Here is an 18,879-nt window from a genome sequence, read left to right as displayed (position 1 = left end):
ATATGTATTTAATAGACCTAAAGGTGCGGCATTTGTGCGTGTTTATAAGCCATTACGCGGCACCCAGGCCTGGCTTTTGATGAGCCATTTACCACTCACTATTCTTAACACAAATGAAAAAGCGCCCTGTTCTTCAAAATGTTCGCCGTTTACAAGGCCGGTATACTCAACAGGGGCTATAAGGTAAACTATCTCTTCGGTTTGCTGAAAAGTTTTGATGCGCTGCAGATCGACCTTGAAATCCCTAATTTTAAAATCTTTAACGGCCTTTTGTACCGAATTTATCCATTGCACACCGGCCAGTTGCCCATTCCATGAAAAGGGAGGTTGTTCATCGGCCACAACGGCATTGGGTGCATACAGTTCGGAAACTGCCTCTATATTAAAGGTGCCCGAAGCTTTTATTACTGTTTCTATAACCTGACGCACCTCGGGTTTTAATTTGGCTACGGTATCGGCAGGCAGCACTCTTTTTGCCGAAGTTGCCATAACAGATAAACTGCTCATAAACATGCACAGGCATAAAAGGGGTAATAAATGCTTTTTCATGATCTTAACAATTTTGCACTTTATGCTTAAGGCCGTTCAATATACGAATAAGCTTGTGTAAAAATACTTTTTGATTGTTATTGTTTAAGAAGATCAAACGTTGGGCCTATTTTGTTTTGGCATTCATATAGTCAATGGTCAAGTTGCATAAAGCTTTCACGCCTAAACTAAACCCGCTTTCATCGATATAAAAATCGGGCGTATGGTGCGATGGCGCTTTTAGCGGATCGCCACCTTTTGGCATGCCGCCCAAAAATACAAACAAACCCGGTACCTTCTCCTGGTAAAAACTAAAGTCTTCGGCACCTGTTACCGGCGGACGCAATAACACATTGGCTGCACCAGCAGTTTGCTGAAGGCTTGGCAGCATTTTTTGCGTGAGTTCAGGATCGTTATAAGTTACAGGGTAGTGGTTACTGTAAGGTATTTTTACTGTGGCAGTAGCTCCCTGCGCTTCAGCCGTTTTGGTGGCAATTTCGGTTACCCTGGTAGTCAACATTTTTTCGTCGGCAGGGGTAAAGGAGCGAAGCGTGCCCAGCATTTCAACCGATTCGGGGATGATGTTTGAACGGTTTCCTCCTTTTATGGCGCCAACGGTAACTACCGCCGGGTTTTCGGTTACATTGATATTGCGACTAACTATGGTTTGCAGAGCATTGATGATCTGTGCGGATGTGACAATCGGGTCAACGCTCGACCAGGGATAGGCCCCGTGTGCCGATCTGCCTTTTACAATGATCTGCATGTCATTAACCCCGGCCATTGTGCCGCCTGGCCTGTAAGTGATTTTCCCAACCTCAGTTTGCGAGTTGATGTGCAGCCCAAAAACCACGTCGACTTTAGGATTTTCCAGCACCCCTTCTTTAACCATTTCCTCGGCTCCGCCTTTTTGTCCGGGCTCAACACCTTCTTCGGCAGGCTGAAAAATAAATTTCACGGTGCCGTGCAAATCTGCCTTTATTGACGAAAGCACTTGTGCAACGGCCATCAGTATAGCCATGTGCGAATCATGCCCGCAGGCATGCATCACGCCAACTTCCTGCCCGTTATAATTAGTTTTTACTTTGGATGCAAAGGGTACAGGTGTACGTTCAATAACCGGCAAACCGTCCATATCTGCACGCAGCGCTACAACCGGGCCGGGATGCCCGCCCTTCAATATCCCCACCACACCTGTTGTAGCTATGCCCGTTGTTACCTCAATACCTAATGATTGTAAATGCTTAGCAATAATGGCCGACGTGCGCACCTCATGGTTACCTAATTCGGGATGTTCATGAAAATCACGGCGCCAGGTTATTACCTGATCCTGCAGGGCATCGGCTTTTGAACTTACTTGTGAGCGTAAAGCGCTTTTTTGCGCCATAGCCTGTAGCGTACATATACATAATGATAAAATAAGGCTTGCTTTCATACGGGTTGTTTGGAGAAAGTAATATAAGCACAATAGTTTAAATATGAGAGATGCTGAAAGCCATTACCGGGAGAGATTGCTTTTAACCAGACGTAGATTGAAAAACAATAAATGAAAAATTTTCACACTAATTTTTACGTATTAATCGAATTACACGAATTGAATCAATTTAAGATTCGATTAATTGCCGGTAGGTTGCAAGCGTTGACTTATTCAGATAGTTAAGCGATATATAGTTTTGGGTTGGATTGACTTTACTAACGAGGGGGGTTAACAGGGTTAACAGAATTTCGGGTTAACATTTGCACATATTCCTGATAATCAATAAATTAAGTGATTTTTATGCGAAAAAAGTGTTAACCCCCCTTTTTGTAAATATTATAGGCCAAAGCTATAATGCAAGGTCAAGCGTCTTTCGCTTGAACTATAACCAAAATAAGCATTCACGCTTACATTCATAACGTAATACGGGAGCGTGGACGCTCCATTAGAACAAACGATCAAGCGCAGACGCTTAATCGTGCGCATACTTTCGATTACTTACTTACGTTGATCAATTACAAGTCCCTCTAATTCAAAAATGCCCTTAATCTATCCCGTTCTACTCCGACATTTTTATTACCTTAAGCCCCTCACATCACAAAATATCTGCAATGGCACTTTTAGGCAATTTAGGCAATTACAAAAACTTCGGACTGCTGATCATCCGTATCGGGCTTGGCATGATGTTCATTTATCATGGCTATCCTAAACTTATGGGCGGCACCGAAAACTGGAAAGACATTGGCGAATCAATGAAATATGTTGGCATTCATTTCTGGCCGGTGGCTTGGGGCTTATTAGCCGCGGTAACCGAATTTTTCGGCGGCTTTCTGCTTATCATCGGCCTGGCATTCAGGCCGGCTTGCATCTTAATTTTTATCACCCTTGTAGTTGCGGCGCTAATGCACCTGCGTACAGGCGGCGGCCTGGGCGATGCTGCTCATGCCATTGAAGATGCGATTGTGTTTGCCGGCTTAATATTTATTGGCCCTGGGAAATATAGCATAGATAAAAAATAACACATCAATTTAACATTAAGGCAACCCCTTTCAATACTATCAATTAAAATATTTATAAAATACCGTTAAAACACCTATTGGCACGAAACATATTGATTTGTGATATTTATAAAAAATATATCACAAATCAATATGAAAAAACAATTATTATGGGGCATGCTGCTGTTAATGGCGGGTTTTAGCTCATGCCAAAAGGATGCTTTTAAACCTGTAAATCAAACATCGGTAGGTAGTAAAGACAAATTGAGGGTTGCAGCGGCTCCGCAAAACTACTATTATGTGGATCTATTATTACAACCACGTAATCCGGGCGAAAACTATGACACTTACGCTGCTATGTTTGGGTTGGTAAAAATAATTGTAACAGGAGCCCCCTCATGGAACTATATGTTGTATCCGGATTTGAAGAATGGCGTGCCTACAATCGTTCAAAATGTAAGTATAGCTCCCGGCTATAACGCATGGCTGACATATTCTGATAACTCCTTCGTCATTAATGTGGGAGTACCCTCTCAATTTAATTCAGCTGCCTATCAAAGCGATGCAGCAAATTATGATAGTGATTTCAATAAATTCCTGACAGTTTTTGGCACCCAAACTTCAAGCCAAGTTAATATAAGTCCTCCTTTATTAGAAAATTATATCAAACAGGACTATTCTACCGGGCCCGGAATAATAACGACATCGGCTAAACTTATTAGAGTAACAACTGGCTCGCACTGGGCTATAGCTACCGTTAATTACCCACCTCCTGCAGTCCCTAAGCCTGCTGACCTTATGAATTATGTTTCTATTCCCGACCCAGCGAATTCGTCTATAGGCTATTTGTTGTATTGCGGACATGGGTACATTTATTATACGGATAAACCAAATACAAAAGTATCGGGCACATATACAACCAGCGGCCCACATCTGTCAATCTTCCATTTTGTTGGAACAATAACTCGTTCAGACGGTAGTACATTCCAGTTTGATGAAACCGTAGATATAGAATAATAAATCAAATATCAATCTTTTTCGATTTGGTCAATATTAATTTATTATATAAATACACAAGGAACGGCGACTCCATTAAGTGTGCGCCGTTCTTTATTTTTTTACTGATTCAAATAATCCCCTAACGCTTTCAGGTAATTTTCATCAACATCACTTTCATTATCTGAGAAGAATTTCTTTACCTTGTCAGCGTCTGCCGGAAAAGCAGCTTTTATAGCTTTGCTTTTTAGTTCTACCTTTTGTGGTTGTGCCCCGGCTTTTACTATATAATAAACAGCTTCATCTTTATATTCATCGTAGTTGTTGCCGCTTGATGTAATACCATTGGTTGAAAAACTGGCTTTTATAAACGTGGTACCAAGGTCTTTATAAATTTTGTATTTACTGCCCGATGATAAAACCTGCACATACTTTTTAGGGTTGATGGCCGGCACATCTTCAAAAACATAGGGTTGTGCATTTTCATCAAACAGCGTAAAACCCTTTATTTCTTCTTTTACAACAATCATGGCCGTTTTTTTAGTACGGGTAAATATTAAATTTCCGGCTACCTTGTCGTAATTAAAAAGGTATACATCACTTTGCTTGAGCGAATCTTTCGGAGTTATTCCAAAGCCGTGAACCCAGTCGTTAAATAAAAAACGACTGCCATGCAAACCTTCCTGCCCGGTACCAATCCTGTTGATAGATACGTTATGGTCTACAATGTTATCATCCATCTTAAAAAAGTTAACATTGCTTGTTTCGGCAGGGGCATTATTGCTTACCGAATCGCCGGTCATGACAACTTTAATGTTTGTTTGGTTATTGAGGTTAACTTTTACCTCGTTATGAAAATTGGCTGTTATAATCAATTTTGAAGCAGGATCGGCCTGAAGGCTGAATGTGCCATTAGGATCTGAATAGGTTGCGTAAGGATGCTGAGAATCGCTTACAAAGGCAAATGGAACCGGTTTTCCTTTGGTGTCTGTCACTGTGCCGTTAACGGCAATAGTTTGTGCAAGGCTTAATTTACTAATTGTGATAAGGGTGAAAAAAAGTATCTTTTTCATGTATTTCAATATAAGGTTTAAATTATAAGACGGAAAAGGTAGAGAATTTCAAGCTAAATTCCCGGCTCGTTTTGTAACATATTCATAATTTTTTAAAATCAATTAACAAACATCCATTATTGAAATAAAAAAGCCACCTCCCAAAAAGGGAGGTGGCTTTTCCTTATTCTATTAAATGTTATGGCCTCGAGCTTTTCCAAGTAAGGGTCTCATCAAAGAATGTTCTATCGGCACCACTGGCAACCAATACATATTTAACCTTGATAACAGAACCTTCCTTTCCTGGCGTACCCGAAAGAGCATTAATCCCAGTAATATCTAATCTCGCAGACCGACCATTACCTGCAGGCTGGCCATAATAATTAACCACTGATGTGATTTTGTTAGTAGCAAGATCAAAATTGAAAACAGGAGCAAAGGATCCATATGAACTTACAGTGCTACCATTTAAAATAGAATGTGCGTAGCTTCCGTTATCATTGTACGCAACCGAGTTTCCTCCCTGAGTTATCAAATCGACAGTACGAGGATAATTACCGGTAATTGTAGTAACAACGTTGTCAACCATTGTGCCAGTTACAGTGTATCTTCCATCGTATATGTTTTTTGCTTGGATGTTTAATAAAACTGTCTTATAGTTACTAATTTTTTGTCCTCCGCCATCAGTAATGGTTAAAGGCAAAACATAATTAGTAATTGCTGGGTCAATCGAACTTGACTTAACATTGATCACCAAATTTACTAAGTTTTGACCAGCTGGTATCGTAACGCTTAATGAACTGGTATAATCGCTTGCTGGCAATAATAAATATTTATTATCGTGCGTGCTATTATATGAAGCAAGAGCCGCCTCATCTACCGAAAGCTTGACAGTTAATGCAGTTGAAAGAGTATGTGGAGCAGCCAGGTTTATTGCTAAATTTACCGGAATTGACGGCGCATTATCAACAACTATAGGCTGGAATAAACCGCCGGACCCGCCAACATTGGCTACTGAAGGTATTTCTACCAAAGGAGCAGCACCCGCAAAATCAACGTAATGCTTATCGTCCTTTAAACAAGAGCTAAAACCCGTCATGGTAACCATCGCGGCTAAAGCTAATTTTATATATAATCTCGTTTTCATTTCTTTTCGTTTTAAATGTTATTTAGCCCAAAATATTTTAGAGGTAAATACCGATATAGTGCCTTCGCCGGCTACATTTGCCGCGTTTGTTTGATACTCAACCGAAGGGTAAGGGATACGTGTTACCTGATTTGGTGGATTAGCGCCAGGATAAACTGAAAGCGGGATATTGTTAGGGTAACCCGTACGGCGAAACTCGTTGAAAGCCTCAAACGCGCCGTAAATAGCAAGTGCTTTCCATTTTTCGGTAATAATAGCCTGTTCCTGTTGTGCATCAGTGCCGGCAGCCGGATATGGGTTGGCAGCAATATAGGTGTTTGCCTGCGCTGTAGTTAAGCCAAGATCAGCATATGATGCAGAGATACCTGCATTATATAAATTAGCTGCACTTAAACCACCGGTTGTAATGTAACCACTTTTAACGCCTTCGGCCTGTAAAAATAAACCTTCAGAAGCCGACATGATCACAGCATCCATAGTTGCTGATTTCAATAAGCCGCTACCTACTTTACTTGGTGCCACGGCAGGAGGTTGAGTTACTCCCAATGCCGTTGCACTGATTGCTCCGTTAGTAGTGGTGTAAACTGCAAAACCACGAACATCACTATTAGAGGTAAGCACTGTAGCGCCATAGCTATTGGCCTGGTATTGGTTTTTATTGGCTTGCGCGCCGCCGTTTTGTGTAGTACCATAGTTTCTCCAAAGCGGGCTTTGCTGACCACCGGTAGCATCACTGTTCAGGTAGCCAGGGTTTACAGTACCCGGAGTAGTAGCATCAATATAACCAATGCTTTGAGTTGCCGCTACAGCCGCCTTAAGTGCACTTGTTTTTGATGTTATATTACTTTGGCGTAATGCAATACGTAATTTAAGTGTATTGGCAAATTTTAACCATTTGGTCATATCACCTTTGTACATGATATCTTCCGTACCTGGAGCTGCAGGAGGTACAGCGGCTTTTTGAGCAGTCTGGATCGCTGCAATAGCTGCATCTACACGTTTTAACAGATCATCATATATATCCGAGCCTTTGTCATATTTAGGGTTCAGGTTTTGAGTTCCCTGTAAAGCCTGGGTATATGGTACATTGTTATAGTTATCAACCAAAGCCTCATAATCAAATGCGATCATAATTTCAGCAATAGATTGATAGTAAGGATTGGTAGTTGAAGCCTTCATTGCGTTATAGTTTGCAATGTTCAGATACAGTGGTGTCCAATAATCATAACTGGCTGATGTTATCTGATATGAAAGCAAGGCGATATTCGGTTGGTAGCTTGTGCTCCAGCTCAGGTACCCCATCCAGCAGGCGTAATTAACATAAGTGCCGAGCCCGCCCGGGCCAACGTTATTGGTGATATCCGCTGTTATTTTTAAAGCACCGGTTAAAGCCAGCTTAGGCGTTGTTGTTACCGGTTGGTTGGGGTTGGTCGACAACTCCAGGTAGTCCTTTTTGCACCCGCTTCCCGCTAAAGCAAGCGTTGCAAATATGATAGATAAATACTTTTTCATTGTTAAATTAATTAAAATGTCAGTGTTAAGTTAGCACCATAAATACGGCTTGCCGGCATTTGCTGGGTGCTGTTAACGCCAATATCACCGTTAGTAGCACTGTTAGCAAACTCTGGGTCAACCCAGTTATTGGTTTTAGGCCTCCACATAAACAAGTTACGACCAATTAAAGCAAAGTTGGCACGTTTGATAAAGCCTGTCTTTTTGATCCATTTTGAAAGATCGAATGACAAGTTAGCTTCACGCAATTTCCAGAATGCACCGCTGGTTACATAGGTAGATCCTGACTGATAGAATGCACCATTATCCCAGAAACCTAAAGCTCCGTCCTGAACACTTACAGTAGTGTTTGGCGTATAAACCGGGTTAGCAGCGGTTCCTGTGTTGATAACAGAGTTCGGGAAAATAAAACGCTGACGGTCTGAAGATACAGAGAACTGAGAAACACCGGCAGCAGTTGCTGATTGCAAGCTTTGGCTGAAGATCACGTTACCAGAACGGTACTCTTCAGTTACAGACAAAGTGATGAATTTGTAGCTTACTGTTTGAGTTAAACCTAACACGTATTTAGGAGTAGTTTGACCTGCATTAACCAGGTTAGGGTTAGCTGATGGATAACCGGTAACAGGATCAACAATAGCACGGCCCTGCGGATCGCGGTTGATATCAGTAACATACAATACGCTATATGGCTGGCCAACAACTGCGCGGGTGTTAGCAATGGTGTAACCACCTAATGAAAGCTGTTTGGTTTCGCCGAATAACGATAATACTTTTGAATTTTGGATAGCAAAGTTACCGCCTAATGTAACACCAACACCTGTTTGTGTTTTTTGTAATGGAGTTACATCTAACTTAAACTCGTAACCGGTATTTTGTGTTTCACCAATGTTAAGTACGGTGCTTGTGTAACCAGTGGTTGGAGACACCGAAATTGGCAAAGTTTGATTTTTGGTATGTGTATTATAATAAGTTGCGCTTAAATTGATGCGGCCATCAATGAAACCTAAATCAGCACCAACCTCAACCTCAGAAGTTAACTCTGGTTTCAGGTTTTTGTTGTTAAGGGTTGGGCTTTGGCTTAATGCACCTGTATTACCGTATGGGAAACCAGATGTTGAAGTGAAGGTATTCAATAAACTGTACGGGCCTACGTTCACATCACCTACACGGCTGTAACCACCCCTTAATTTACCATAGCTGATGATCTTATTGTTTTTCAAAGCATCAAAGGCCGACGTAAATACGAATGAACCCTTTACTGATGGATACCAGATTGAGCGGTTAGCTCCTGATAGCCTTGAATCATGGTCGTTACGTAAAGTACCTTCGATGAACGCATAGTCTTTCCAGCCTAATGACAAGTCACCAAAATAAGCCACCTGGCGAATTTTGAATGTGCCTTGTGTTGCACTTGGAACACCTAATAAATAGCTAACGTTATAAAAATTATTTACCAGTAAGTTGTTGGTTCCGTTCTGAACGTAATCAGCATATTCCTGCCAAATTGAGTTACCAAGCAAGAAGTTTGCTTTTAGCTGATCATTGAAAAATGATTTGTGGAAGTTGGCCAGGAGGTCTTGTTGTAAACGGTTGTAGCCTTGCGGACCTGCAAAGTTATTGTTGGTTGGGATGCTACCGTCACCAAATACTTTTACATTGCTTACAGTACCCGGATTAATTAACGCACCATAGCTTGAGCCAACAGTGCTGCCACCGTTTGTAGGGTCGCTCAGTGCATAAGGTGTGTAATCAATTTCGGCACGCCTGTTTTGTTCCTGGTAAGTACCGCCGTTGTAGCTTAAACGATAAGTACCGTCAAACCATTTGGTTGGGGTAATAATACCGTTAAAGCTACCATTAAACACATCCGTACGTTTGGTAATCCTTGAGTTATTGATACTCCAGTATGGGTTAATACCATACGAGTTAAAGTAGGTGCTTGGATCAGCAAATGGCTTAGTTGGGTCTTTATAGTTCTGCAACGGAACCCAGCTTGGTGTATTAAATATGGTACTTAAGATATCGCCATAATTACCATAAGTATCGGTATTGCCTTGTGAAAAGCTCGCTGTTGCATCAACTTTAAAAATACCGGCAGTTTTGGTACCGGAGATCCGGAACTGCGTTTTGTTGTATTTGTCTTTCGGAACGATACCTGTCTGATCTAAACGGAAAGCGGTAAAGTTAAATGAGTTTGCCGCGTCACCTGATGAATATGAGATGTTGTTTTGATCGCTGTGACCGGTATTAAAGAAACGACGGGCATAGCTTTGACCTTTAGGTGATTGGTATGGGAATGACTGAATAGTGCCATCCTCCAGCGGGATACCTAACATTTGCATGTGACCATCATAAGCAGGGCCATATGATTGGTTTTCGTAAGGAACGGTAGTTGTGATAAAACCGGTTACTGCATCCTGGTAAGGAACACCTTCACCACCGTAACCACCAAACTTGTTTTGTAAAGCAGGCATGTATGCAACTGACTCTAATAAGTAAGTATTTGAATAGTTAATGGTTGGCTGACCGCTGCTGCTGCCGCGTTTAGTAGTAATAACCAATGCACCGTTTGATGCCTCAGAGCCGTAAAGGGCCGCCGCACCTGCACCGTTCAGTACGTTAACGCTTTCAATGTCGTCCGGGTTAATGGTAGTAACCTCGTTTGGAGATACCGGTGTACCGTTTAATACAACCAACGCGTAGTTGTTACCGATAATGTGACGGTTACCACGCAGGGTGAAACGGGTATCGGGGTTAAGACCGTTGTTCACAGTACTAACAACCAAACCGGCAACCTTAGCTGTTAAACCGTTGGTAAAGTTGGTAGGGCGGGTTTCGGTAAGTTGCTTATTTGAAATGTTTGTGGCTGCATAACCAAGCTCTTTTGCCTGGCGCTTAACACCCAACGCACCTGTTACCTGAACCTCACCAAGGCTTTTGGCTGATGATTCCAGTACTACGTTTAAAATACTCCTGCTGCCACTGGGAACTTCCTGCGAAGTCATACCAATAAAAGAGAAAACGAGTGTTGAATTTGCCGGAACGCTGAGAGAGTATTTACCGGCTGCGTTGGTTTGGGTACCTTGTGTGGTCCCTTTGATTTTTACTGTTACTCCCGGAATGGGTAGGCCGTCGTCTTTGGCCGTAACCGTACCAGTAACTGTACGGTTTTGTGCGAATACTTGCGTCATAGACAACACAAGTAAGCACAAACTTACGAGTAGAAGTTTTTTCATTTCGTTAATAATAAGATCAGTTAATAGTTAATTAATCATAAAAGTAATGTTACGTTATCAAAAAGTCAAGTAATTTCTTTTAAAACGTCATTTTTTTTTCAAAAAACCAAGATTCAGTTAAAACAATAATAATTATAGTACTATGTATTGCATAATACAATCTAAAACATATATCTTTGTATTATGATCGTCGAAAACACCCAAACCCAAATGAGGAAAGGCATACTGGAGTATTGCATTCTCTCCATCATAGCTAAGGGCGAAACATATGCATCAGACATAATTGCTGAACTTAAGAAAGCCCAACTGCTTGTAGTTGAGGGTACTCTGTATCCTCTTTTAACCCGTTTAAAAAACAATGGACTGCTCACCTACAACTGGGTCGAGTCAATTTCCGGGCCTCCCCGAAAGTACTATGTACTCTCGGAAGAAGGCCGCGCAGTGCTCGAACAATTAGACAAAACCTGGCAGGAACTGGTATTTGCCGTTCAAACAGCTATCGGGGACAGAAAATAGAAAAACCTACTAACTCACCATAATCATGAACAAAACAATTATCATAAATATAAACGGCATGGTTTTTCATATTGAAGAAGATGCCTACGAAGTATTGAAGAATTATATGACGGATGTAAAGCGTCATTTTTCTACTTCGGCCGATAGCCTGGAGATCACCACCGACATTGAAAACCGCATTGCCGAAATGTTTAACGAAATCCTTGCCCGTGATGCCAAACAAGTTATTGTGGAAGCAGATGTTAAGGAAGTTACCGAGCAAATGGGCAGCGTGCAGGATTTTGAAACTGCCGAAACCGATGCCAAATCTGCCGGTGGAAATCCGTTTGAGTACAACACCGAACGCCGCAGGCTTTTCCGCGATCCGGATGATCACCTCATCAGTGGTGTATGTGCCGGTATTGCCAATTATTTTGACGTTAACCCGGCCTGGGTAAGGCTGGCCTTTGTTATCTCAACGTTTTTTGCTGCCATGGGCCTTGTTATATATGTAATACTTTGGATGGTTGTCCCGAAAGCTATCACCCGTGCCGACCGCATGGCCATGAAGGGCGAAAAGCAGGATCTGAAAGGTTTTAAAAAGAACTTTGAAGAAGAGTTAAGCACCGTACGCGAAAACCTTCAAAACTTTAAACATGAAGCCAAACCTTTCATTTACCAGGTGCGCGACCTGATCAGCGATATTTTTGAACATCTTGGAGCCTTTTTAAGAGGTACCGGTAGTTTACTTGGTAAACTATTGGCCGCGGCCGTTTTATTGGCCTGCCTCGGCATGACTATAGCGCTCATCGTTTCGCTTATCGCTTTATTTGCTGCAGGTAATATGGGCATCTATCACCTGTTTCCGTTCAACATAACTAATCACCAGGCCAACGGCATTTTTATGGTGAGCGGTTTCCTGGTGTTATCTATACCGTTATTGGCCATTATTTTATCAACTATAGGCTTTCTGTTTAAAAAAGCTTCATTTAACCGCTCAATTGGTACTACCTTGTTGTGTATCTGGTTAGCCTCGCTGGGCGCAGTTTCATACTATGGCGTAAAAACAGCAGCCAGCTTTCGCGAGGGTGGTAAGTTTACGCAAACGGTTAAACTTAAGCCAACTGCAAACAATACCTATTACCTGCAACTGAATGATACTAAATATTTAAGCAACGAAGACAGCACCCGCCTTAAAATAAACGAGCGCTTTAAAGGCATGATCATTTTAGATGATGATTTTAATGGCGATGACATGCCAAACCGCAACGTTAACATCGATATTGAAAAGAGTGATGTGCCACAACCTGTACTTATCGAAACCTTCAGCGCCCGCGGCAGCAACCTTGAGGAAGCTTTGATCAACGCCCGCAGTGCCTCTTATCGTTTTGAGCAAAAAGATTCGGTATTAAATTTCGACCGTCACCTGGAAATGCCTCAAGGCTTTTTATGGCGCGGGCAGGAACTACACCTTACGCTTAAGGTTCCTCTTAACGCTAAAATTGTTATTGATCAAAAACTCGACCGCAACATTAACTTTAATATCTATGAGTGCAAAAGCGACGGCGACGGCATCACCACTGCCACCTATATCATGACGGCAAACGGGCTGGAATGTAAAGTTGACCCGGTAAAGGCGGCCAAATTGAAAGCCGATAGTTTAAAAGCGCTCAGACAGGAACAAGATACCTTACAGGCAAGCCCCGATACCACAAAAGCACAATAAAAGCACCGTCCTATGAAAAGCATTTTTAAATATATAAGCCTGCTAATTTCTAGCGGGCTTATTATTCCTTTTTACTTTATGTTGCAAGCGGGAGACAAATCACTTTTAAACAACAGGATAAGCAATGGGGAGGCAAACATTCCCTGCCAAAATGAAATGCCAATTACTTTCCGGATTATTAAGGATATCGCAAAAAATTTAATGCCCGCATTAAAAAGTGAAAATAATCTGTAACCTATACCCCTGTTTTTGCATCTTAATGTAAAAAGCAACACAATTACCACTTCCGGACAATCCGGCAATATAAATTTAGTAAAGTCAAAAAATGGCCTAAAAGCCAGGTGGGATTGTTTTGCCAAAAATTTAAATCAAAAACATGAACACTATGAAAACAATCGCCTATATCTCTTAATTACTAAAACCTTAAAACCGGAAAAACCACACCGGAAACTAAAGAAAACTTATTTACAAATTTTAAAAAAGGATTAATCCTTTACCGGCATTGTATTGCCCTTACTTTTTAACCGAACTAAAAATGAAAACTATCATACACAACATATTTTGTACATTGCTGCTTGTTGCTATCAGCTGCGGTGTATCCTTCGCCCAGCAGGCACCGCCTGCCGCCAAGGTATCCGGAGCCTTACTTAACGAGCAGGGCAAACCCCTTGATTATGCAACCGTAAGTCTATTACGTGCATCCGACTCAACAGTAGTTAAGGGAGCATTAAGTAACGATGCCGGGGTTTATGTTTTTACCAACATAAAAGCAGGTAACTATATCATCAAAGCCTCGGTTGTTGGCTATCAAAAAGCAGTAAGTAAAAGCTTCGCTGTTCCGGCAAATGCGTCGCAGGTTACAGCTCCGGCATTAAACCTGCACACAGGCAGTACTGAATTAAAGGCCGTTACCATCACTGCAACCAAACCCCTTATTGAACGTAAGATAGACCGCACCGTCATGAACGTTGAAAACAGCGTACTGGCAGCCGGCAATACCGCTATGGAAATTTTAGAGCGTGCCCCGGGCGTTACTGTTGACAAGGATGACAATATCAGTCTGAAAGGCAAACAGGGTGTAACCGTAATGATTAACGATAAGCTAACTTATCTTACACCTGCGCAACTGGCCACGTTGTTACGCTCAACAGATGGCGGTACCATTAAATCCATCGAGATCATTACCAATCCATCGGCAAAATATGATGCGGCCGGTAACTCGGGCATTATCAACATTAAATTAAAAAAGAATACACAATCGGGCACTAACGGCAGCCTTACTGTTGGCGGCGCTAAAAGCAAATACTGGCGCGATAACAGCAGCCTAAACCTTAATCATAAAGACGGCGGATTGAATGTGTTTACTTCATTAAGCAGGGGCGATAACAAACGCGGCCATACTATTGGCATTGACCGGATTATTACGGATACACTGGGCAACAAAACTTATTTCAACCAAAACTCCGACATGCCAAGCACCTATCATTACAACAACTACCGTTTAGGTGCCGATTACGATCTTACCGCTAAACACACTATTGGCTTTGTGGTAAGCGGTTATTCAAACAGTGAAAAAGACCTGAATGATAACCGTACTATTATAGGCAAGCAATTTGGCGTGGCCGATTCATCACTGCATACCACTTCTGATATCAGGCAAACCTATAAAAACTTTGCCCTTAACCTTAACGACAGGCTTAAGCTTGATACCAGCGGGCAGGAACTGAGCATTGATTTGGATTATTCTAAATTCAAAAACAACTCAAACGCCATGTACAATACAGATTATTTCTTACCGGATGGCAGTGTACAGCATGCGCCACAAATGCTGCGTAACCAAACCCCGTCAACCATCAGCATATACACAGGTAAAGCCGATTACACCAAACCGCTTACCAAGACCATTAAACTGGAAGCCGGTGTAAAGTTTAGCAGTGTTAAAACCGACAACGATCTGCAGGCACAGATTTACGACAACGGGGCTTACCGAAATGACACCACCCGTACCAACCGTTTTATTTACGACGAAAAAATTAATGCCGGGTATTTAAACCTGAACAAACAATTCAAAAAGTTTTCGGTACAGATTGGCTTACGTGCCGAACAAACCCGGTCGACAGGTAACCTGATTGGCAGCACACCAGTTAAGAGGAGCTATCTTGACTGGTTCCCAAGCGCATTCATTAATCAAACCATCAACGATAAAAACGAGATCAGTTTTTCATACAGCCGCCGTATCGATCGCCCGGGATATGACGATTTAAACCCATTTGTTTATTATCTTGACCCTTATACCTATTCACAAGGTAACGCATTCCTGAACCCGCAATACACTCAAAACTTTGAGTTTAACTATACCTATAATAAAACCATCAACGTAAGCCTAGGCTACAGTCATACTACCGACGCTATCACCGAGTTGATATTAACCGAAGGCAAACGCTCGTTCGAAACACACCAGAACCTGCAAACCCAAACCGGTTACAATATCAACATCAACACACCATTTACCATTACTAAATGGTGGGAAGGTAATGTTAACGCCACTGCGTTTTACCTGGGCTTTAAATCAGATACCCTTGCCGGACAAAAATTTAACGACGGACAATGGGCTTTCCAGGGCCGTACAACACAAACATTCAAATTTGCAGGTTACCGCTTCGAGGTAATGGGCGATTATCAATCGGCATTAACTTATGGTATTTATAAAATCAGGCCGCGCTATTCGGTAGATATGGGCATCAGCAAATCATTCATGAATAAAAAATTCAACGTTAAAGCTTCATGTGATGATATCTTCAACATCCGCCGTAATGACTTAAGCAGCCAGGTGGTAAACAATAACTTTGTCATTAAACAAAAGAATGATACCCGCGTAATGCGCCTCACGTTTACCTACAACTTTGGTAACAACGCCATCAAAATGCGCGAACACCGCTCAGGTGCCGATGATGAAAAAGGCAGGGTGAAGGGGAATAATTAAATCACGCCCCCCAGCCCCCTAAAGGGGGAGCTTTTGATTAGCATATTCTTAATAAATACAAAAGGCAGGTTCTCATTTTGGAGAACCTGCCTTTTAATTATAAGAGCGATGTAACTGCTCCCCCTTTAGGGGGCTGGGGGGCGAGGCTATTACTGTCCCACCATAAACACGGCATTGCTAAATAGCAGTTTACCATTCTCCCAGAAACTGCGGAACAGCGGGTCATCAACCATATAAACAACCGAGCCACGGCCCATAGGCTGCACGCCAAGCAGCAAACCGTTATTGATCTTCTTTTTTGATTCCTGGCCAACAAAGCCTGATACATAGCCATCCTTTTTAATGGTGCCTACATTCCAGCCATCATCGCCCGAAAAAAGATCATAGATATCATCATTCAGCTTAAGTGAATAGTAATAATCCGGCAAACCGAAACCAAGCGGGTGGGTATTATCAAGGTTCAGTTTATAAATAGCGCCAGGAATTGATTCGCTAAGTGCTAACCGGTCACGATCTCCATATAATTTAACGGTTTTATCCTTGTCCTTTTCTTTGTCCTTGTCTTCTTTTTTCTCTTCCTTATGCTTAATCAGGAAACCCTTTTTTTCAACCAGTAATGACACGGCGTTATCCACTGCTATCAGCTTACCCCCATCACGGATCCAGTTCTGTAATTTATCCGAAGGAAAATCTTCATAGCGGCCATCCGGACAAATCACCACATCAAACTCGCCCAGTTTTGTGCGACTTAAGTCCTGATACCTGATTAAAGTAACCGGGTATCCGATTTGTGCTTCAAACAAATGCCAAACCTCGCCCATGGCTTCCGAGTTAACGCCATCGCCGGCAATCAAAGCTATTTTAGGTTGATGGATATATCTTACCGCGTCCGAACCTATATCTGACCCCTTATCCACAAACCCGGTTGAAATGGGGGTGATCTCCTGGTTAAGTGACGCGGCAGTTTGCGTAACTACCTGGTCAAAGTCAGCCAGATCGTTGCCTGCGCGGGTAACAATTATTGAGCCTGCTGTAAATTGCTTGCCACCGGCTTCAAACGGCTTTTCGGCATAGCGAACTTTGATCTTCTTTTTAAGCAAAGCAGCCAAAAATTTCACATCATTAACCGATTGCCATGCCGATACATAAGCATAGGCATGCGTATTTACCAGTGGCTTCGGTTCGGCCACACTCCATTCTGCGCTGACGGGCTTAAAAGACTCCTTTAAGCCATAAGCTTTTAAACCATAGGCATACGGAAGCGACCATGCCGTAATATCGTATGTATTTGAATCGGGTATAAATGTTTTTGGTTCCAAAAGCACATGCAGCAATACTGCTTTGGGCTGGTAGGCATTAATTACCAGGTCATTTGTACCAACATTATATTGTTCTGTTTTTTGGGTCACATAATTAAAGCCGGTAACCGCCTTATTGGCTAAACCAAAACCATACTGGATACCATTGCGGCTCAGCATCTTTGCCACTGCGTTAACTTTGTTGTTATTATCATTTTTGATAACATAAGTTTTGTATTCGCCCGGCGGATTGGCCCGGCTGTTGTCAAAAAACTTTTTGTACTCGTCCAAAAGCTTTTGGGTATTTAATGCAGCTATTTCAAGTGTACTTAAACTTGTTGAATGGTGATGGGCCACGCGTTGCACCAACGTAAGGGTATCGCCGCTGCGGGTAACCACAGCCAAACCGGCACTAATGCCACCCTGCTCGTAAGTCATGCCGATAGAGCCATTATATAAAGGATAGGTATCACCATATGAAGGATACAGCAGGTCGAACTCATATTTGGTAAAATACATCCAGCCGTTTTGGTCAAAATATTTGGCGTTGTTTTTACCAATGGTGATCTGGAACTGGCGTTGCCATGGTGTAATATCCTTATGATATGGTTCAGCAGCTGGGGCAAAGTAATAAGGTGCATTATAACCCTGCTCATGATAATCAACATGAACCTGCGGCAGCCATTGGTTGTATAAACCCACACGTGCCTGGGTTTCTTTTTGCTGCTGCCACGCCCAATCGCGGTTAAGGTCAAAGTAAAAATGGTTTACCCTGCCACCCGGCCATGGTTCAACGTGCTCGCGCGATGTTGGGCTGGGATCTGGCGCAGCGCCAACTACCGAATTATAAAAATTTACATAGCGATCACGCCCGTCGGGGTTTAAACAGGGGTCGATAACAACCACCATATTTTTGAGCCAGGCCTTGGTGGCGATGTTTGCCGGATCAACAAGGTCAAACAAAGTCCACATGGAAGCTTCGCTGGATGCAGGCTCATTACCATGCACGTTGTAGCTTAACCAGGTAACAACCGGCATAGCAGTGCTGCCGCCACCGCTTTCAATTCCGGCCAGTTTGAGGTTATTATGACGAACCTCTTCCAACCTGCCAATATTTTCATCAGATGCGATGAACATAGCCAGTAACGGCCTGCCCTCATTGGTAGTACCAAACTGTTGTAATTTTACATTCTTTGAGGCCGATGCTACATATCTAAAATATTCAACAATACGATAATGCGGCGTAAAATGCTCTCCCAGCTTATACCCCAGAAACTCCTGCGGCGACTGAATTTTTTGTGCAAAGACAGGGCAAAACAAGCTGATAAATACAAAGAGAAGTAGATGTCTTTTTATCATATAATATATAATAATGTGTAGGAGAAAAGAGATAAGCTAATATGCATAAAAATATTGGCAGATTAGTGG

At 42.2% G+C, this 18,879-nt stretch carries 13 protein-coding genes; 6 read left to right on the top strand and 7 right to left on the bottom strand.

Annotated elements, in window-relative coordinates:
* Positions 1–42: 42 nt before the first annotated feature.
* Complete coding sequence (locus AC59JO_RS27695) at positions 43–549, bottom strand: DUF4440 domain-containing protein (protein WP_413670314.1); 507 nt, start codon at positions 547–549, stop codon at positions 43–45.
* 106 nt (positions 550–655) lie between these two features.
* Entirely contained in the window at positions 656–1,963 is a 1,308-nt protein-coding gene (locus tag AC59JO_RS27690; RefSeq protein WP_497309530.1) for an amidohydrolase, read from the bottom strand.
* Between the two features lie 653 nt (positions 1,964–2,616).
* Here AC59JO_RS27690 and AC59JO_RS27685 point away from each other — a divergent pair.
* Complete coding sequence (locus tag AC59JO_RS27685) at positions 2,617–3,024, top strand: DoxX family protein (protein WP_413670316.1); 408 nt, start codon at positions 2,617–2,619, stop codon at positions 3,022–3,024.
* A gap of 132 nt (positions 3,025–3,156) precedes the next feature.
* On the top strand, positions 3,157–4,020 hold the full coding sequence (locus tag AC59JO_RS27680) for a hypothetical protein (protein WP_497309528.1): 864 nt from the start codon (positions 3,157–3,159) through the stop codon (positions 4,018–4,020).
* Positions 4,021–4,121: 101 nt separating this feature from the next.
* Here AC59JO_RS27680 and AC59JO_RS27675 read toward each other — a convergent pair whose 3' ends face one another.
* From AC59JO_RS27675 to AC59JO_RS27660, 4 genes are all read right to left on the bottom strand, one after another.
* A complete protein-coding gene (locus tag AC59JO_RS27675) occupies positions 4,122–5,072 on the bottom strand; it encodes a peptidase associated/transthyretin-like domain-containing protein (protein WP_497309527.1) in 951 nt (316 codons plus the stop codon).
* A gap of 178 nt (positions 5,073–5,250) precedes the next feature.
* A complete protein-coding gene (locus AC59JO_RS27670) occupies positions 5,251–6,198 on the bottom strand; it encodes a DUF1735 domain-containing protein (protein ID WP_497309525.1) in 948 nt (315 codons plus the stop codon).
* Between the two features lie 18 nt (positions 6,199–6,216).
* Positions 6,217–7,710 (bottom strand): SusD/RagB family nutrient-binding outer membrane lipoprotein, encoded by a 1,494-nt coding sequence (locus tag AC59JO_RS27665; protein WP_497309523.1) that lies wholly within the window; start codon positions 7,708–7,710, stop codon positions 6,217–6,219.
* Between the two features lie 11 nt (positions 7,711–7,721).
* Complete coding sequence (locus AC59JO_RS27660) at positions 7,722–10,904, bottom strand: SusC/RagA family TonB-linked outer membrane protein (protein WP_497309521.1); 3,183 nt, start codon at positions 10,902–10,904, stop codon at positions 7,722–7,724.
* 228 nt (positions 10,905–11,132) lie between these two features.
* Here AC59JO_RS27660 and AC59JO_RS27655 point away from each other — a divergent pair, with 228 nt between their 5' ends.
* From AC59JO_RS27655 to AC59JO_RS27640, 4 genes are all read left to right on the top strand, one after another.
* Positions 11,133–11,465 carry a PadR family transcriptional regulator gene (locus AC59JO_RS27655; RefSeq protein ID WP_497309519.1) on the top strand — a complete coding sequence of 111 codons (333 nt, stop codon included), beginning with the start codon at positions 11,133–11,135 and terminating at the stop codon, positions 11,463–11,465.
* Between the two features lie 25 nt (positions 11,466–11,490).
* Complete coding sequence (locus AC59JO_RS27650) at positions 11,491–13,170, top strand: PspC domain-containing protein (RefSeq protein WP_497309517.1); 1,680 nt, start codon at positions 11,491–11,493, stop codon at positions 13,168–13,170.
* A 12-nt stretch (positions 13,171–13,182) separates the two neighbouring features.
* Positions 13,183–13,404: a hypothetical protein gene (locus tag AC59JO_RS27645; protein WP_497309515.1), complete on the top strand. Its 222-nt coding sequence runs from the start codon at positions 13,183–13,185 to the stop codon at positions 13,402–13,404.
* A 301-nt stretch (positions 13,405–13,705) separates the two neighbouring features.
* Positions 13,706–16,153, top strand: a complete 2,448-nt coding sequence (locus AC59JO_RS27640; protein WP_497309513.1) for a TonB-dependent receptor domain-containing protein — start codon at positions 13,706–13,708, stop codon at positions 16,151–16,153.
* A gap of 149 nt (positions 16,154–16,302) precedes the next feature.
* Here the strand turns inward: AC59JO_RS27640 and AC59JO_RS27635 are convergent, their stop codons facing one another.
* The gene (locus AC59JO_RS27635) at positions 16,303–18,810 is read right to left on the bottom strand and encodes a M14 family metallopeptidase (RefSeq protein ID WP_497309511.1); all 2,508 of its coding nucleotides are present in this window, start codon (positions 18,808–18,810) and stop codon (positions 16,303–16,305) included.
* Between the last annotated feature and the right edge of the window lie 69 nt (positions 18,811–18,879).

This window comes from Mucilaginibacter sp. A5337, assembly GCF_059690695.1.
The sequence above is the reverse complement of the archived record's forward strand: the minus strand, read 5'-3'. Positions and strand labels throughout refer to the sequence as shown.

What these genes read in the sequence shown, in the direction of transcription:
- AC59JO_RS27645 (WP_497309515.1), top strand. Translation starts at nt 13,183, where the DNA reads ATGAAAAGCATTTTTAAATATATAAGCCTGCTAATTTCTAGCGGGCTT.
- AC59JO_RS27635 (WP_497309511.1), bottom strand. Translation starts at nt 18,810, where the DNA reads ATGATAAAAAGACATCTACTTCTCTTTGTATTTATCAGCTTGTTTTGC.
- AC59JO_RS27670 (WP_497309525.1), bottom strand. Translation starts at nt 6,198, where the DNA reads ATGAAAACGAGATTATATATAAAATTAGCTTTAGCCGCGATGGTTACC.
- AC59JO_RS27690 (WP_497309530.1), bottom strand. Translation starts at nt 1,963, where the DNA reads ATGAAAGCAAGCCTTATTTTATCATTATGTATATGTACGCTACAGGCT.
- AC59JO_RS27675 (WP_497309527.1), bottom strand. Translation starts at nt 5,072, where the DNA reads ATGAAAAAGATACTTTTTTTCACCCTTATCACAATTAGTAAATTAAGC.
- AC59JO_RS27680 (WP_497309528.1), top strand. Translation starts at nt 3,157, where the DNA reads ATGAAAAAACAATTATTATGGGGCATGCTGCTGTTAATGGCGGGTTTT.
- AC59JO_RS27650 (WP_497309517.1), top strand. Translation starts at nt 11,491, where the DNA reads ATGAACAAAACAATTATCATAAATATAAACGGCATGGTTTTTCATATT.
- AC59JO_RS27640 (WP_497309513.1), top strand. Translation starts at nt 13,706, where the DNA reads ATGAAAACTATCATACACAACATATTTTGTACATTGCTGCTTGTTGCT.
- AC59JO_RS27655 (WP_497309519.1), top strand. Translation starts at nt 11,133, where the DNA reads ATGATCGTCGAAAACACCCAAACCCAAATGAGGAAAGGCATACTGGAG.
- AC59JO_RS27660 (WP_497309521.1), bottom strand. Translation starts at nt 10,904, where the DNA reads ATGACGCAAGTATTCGCACAAAACCGTACAGTTACTGGTACGGTTACG.
- AC59JO_RS27695 (WP_413670314.1), bottom strand. Translation starts at nt 549, where the DNA reads ATGAAAAAGCATTTATTACCCCTTTTATGCCTGTGCATGTTTATGAGC.
- AC59JO_RS27665 (WP_497309523.1), bottom strand. Translation starts at nt 7,710, where the DNA reads ATGAAAAAGTATTTATCTATCATATTTGCAACGCTTGCTTTAGCGGGA.
- AC59JO_RS27685 (WP_413670316.1), top strand. Translation starts at nt 2,617, where the DNA reads ATGGCACTTTTAGGCAATTTAGGCAATTACAAAAACTTCGGACTGCTG.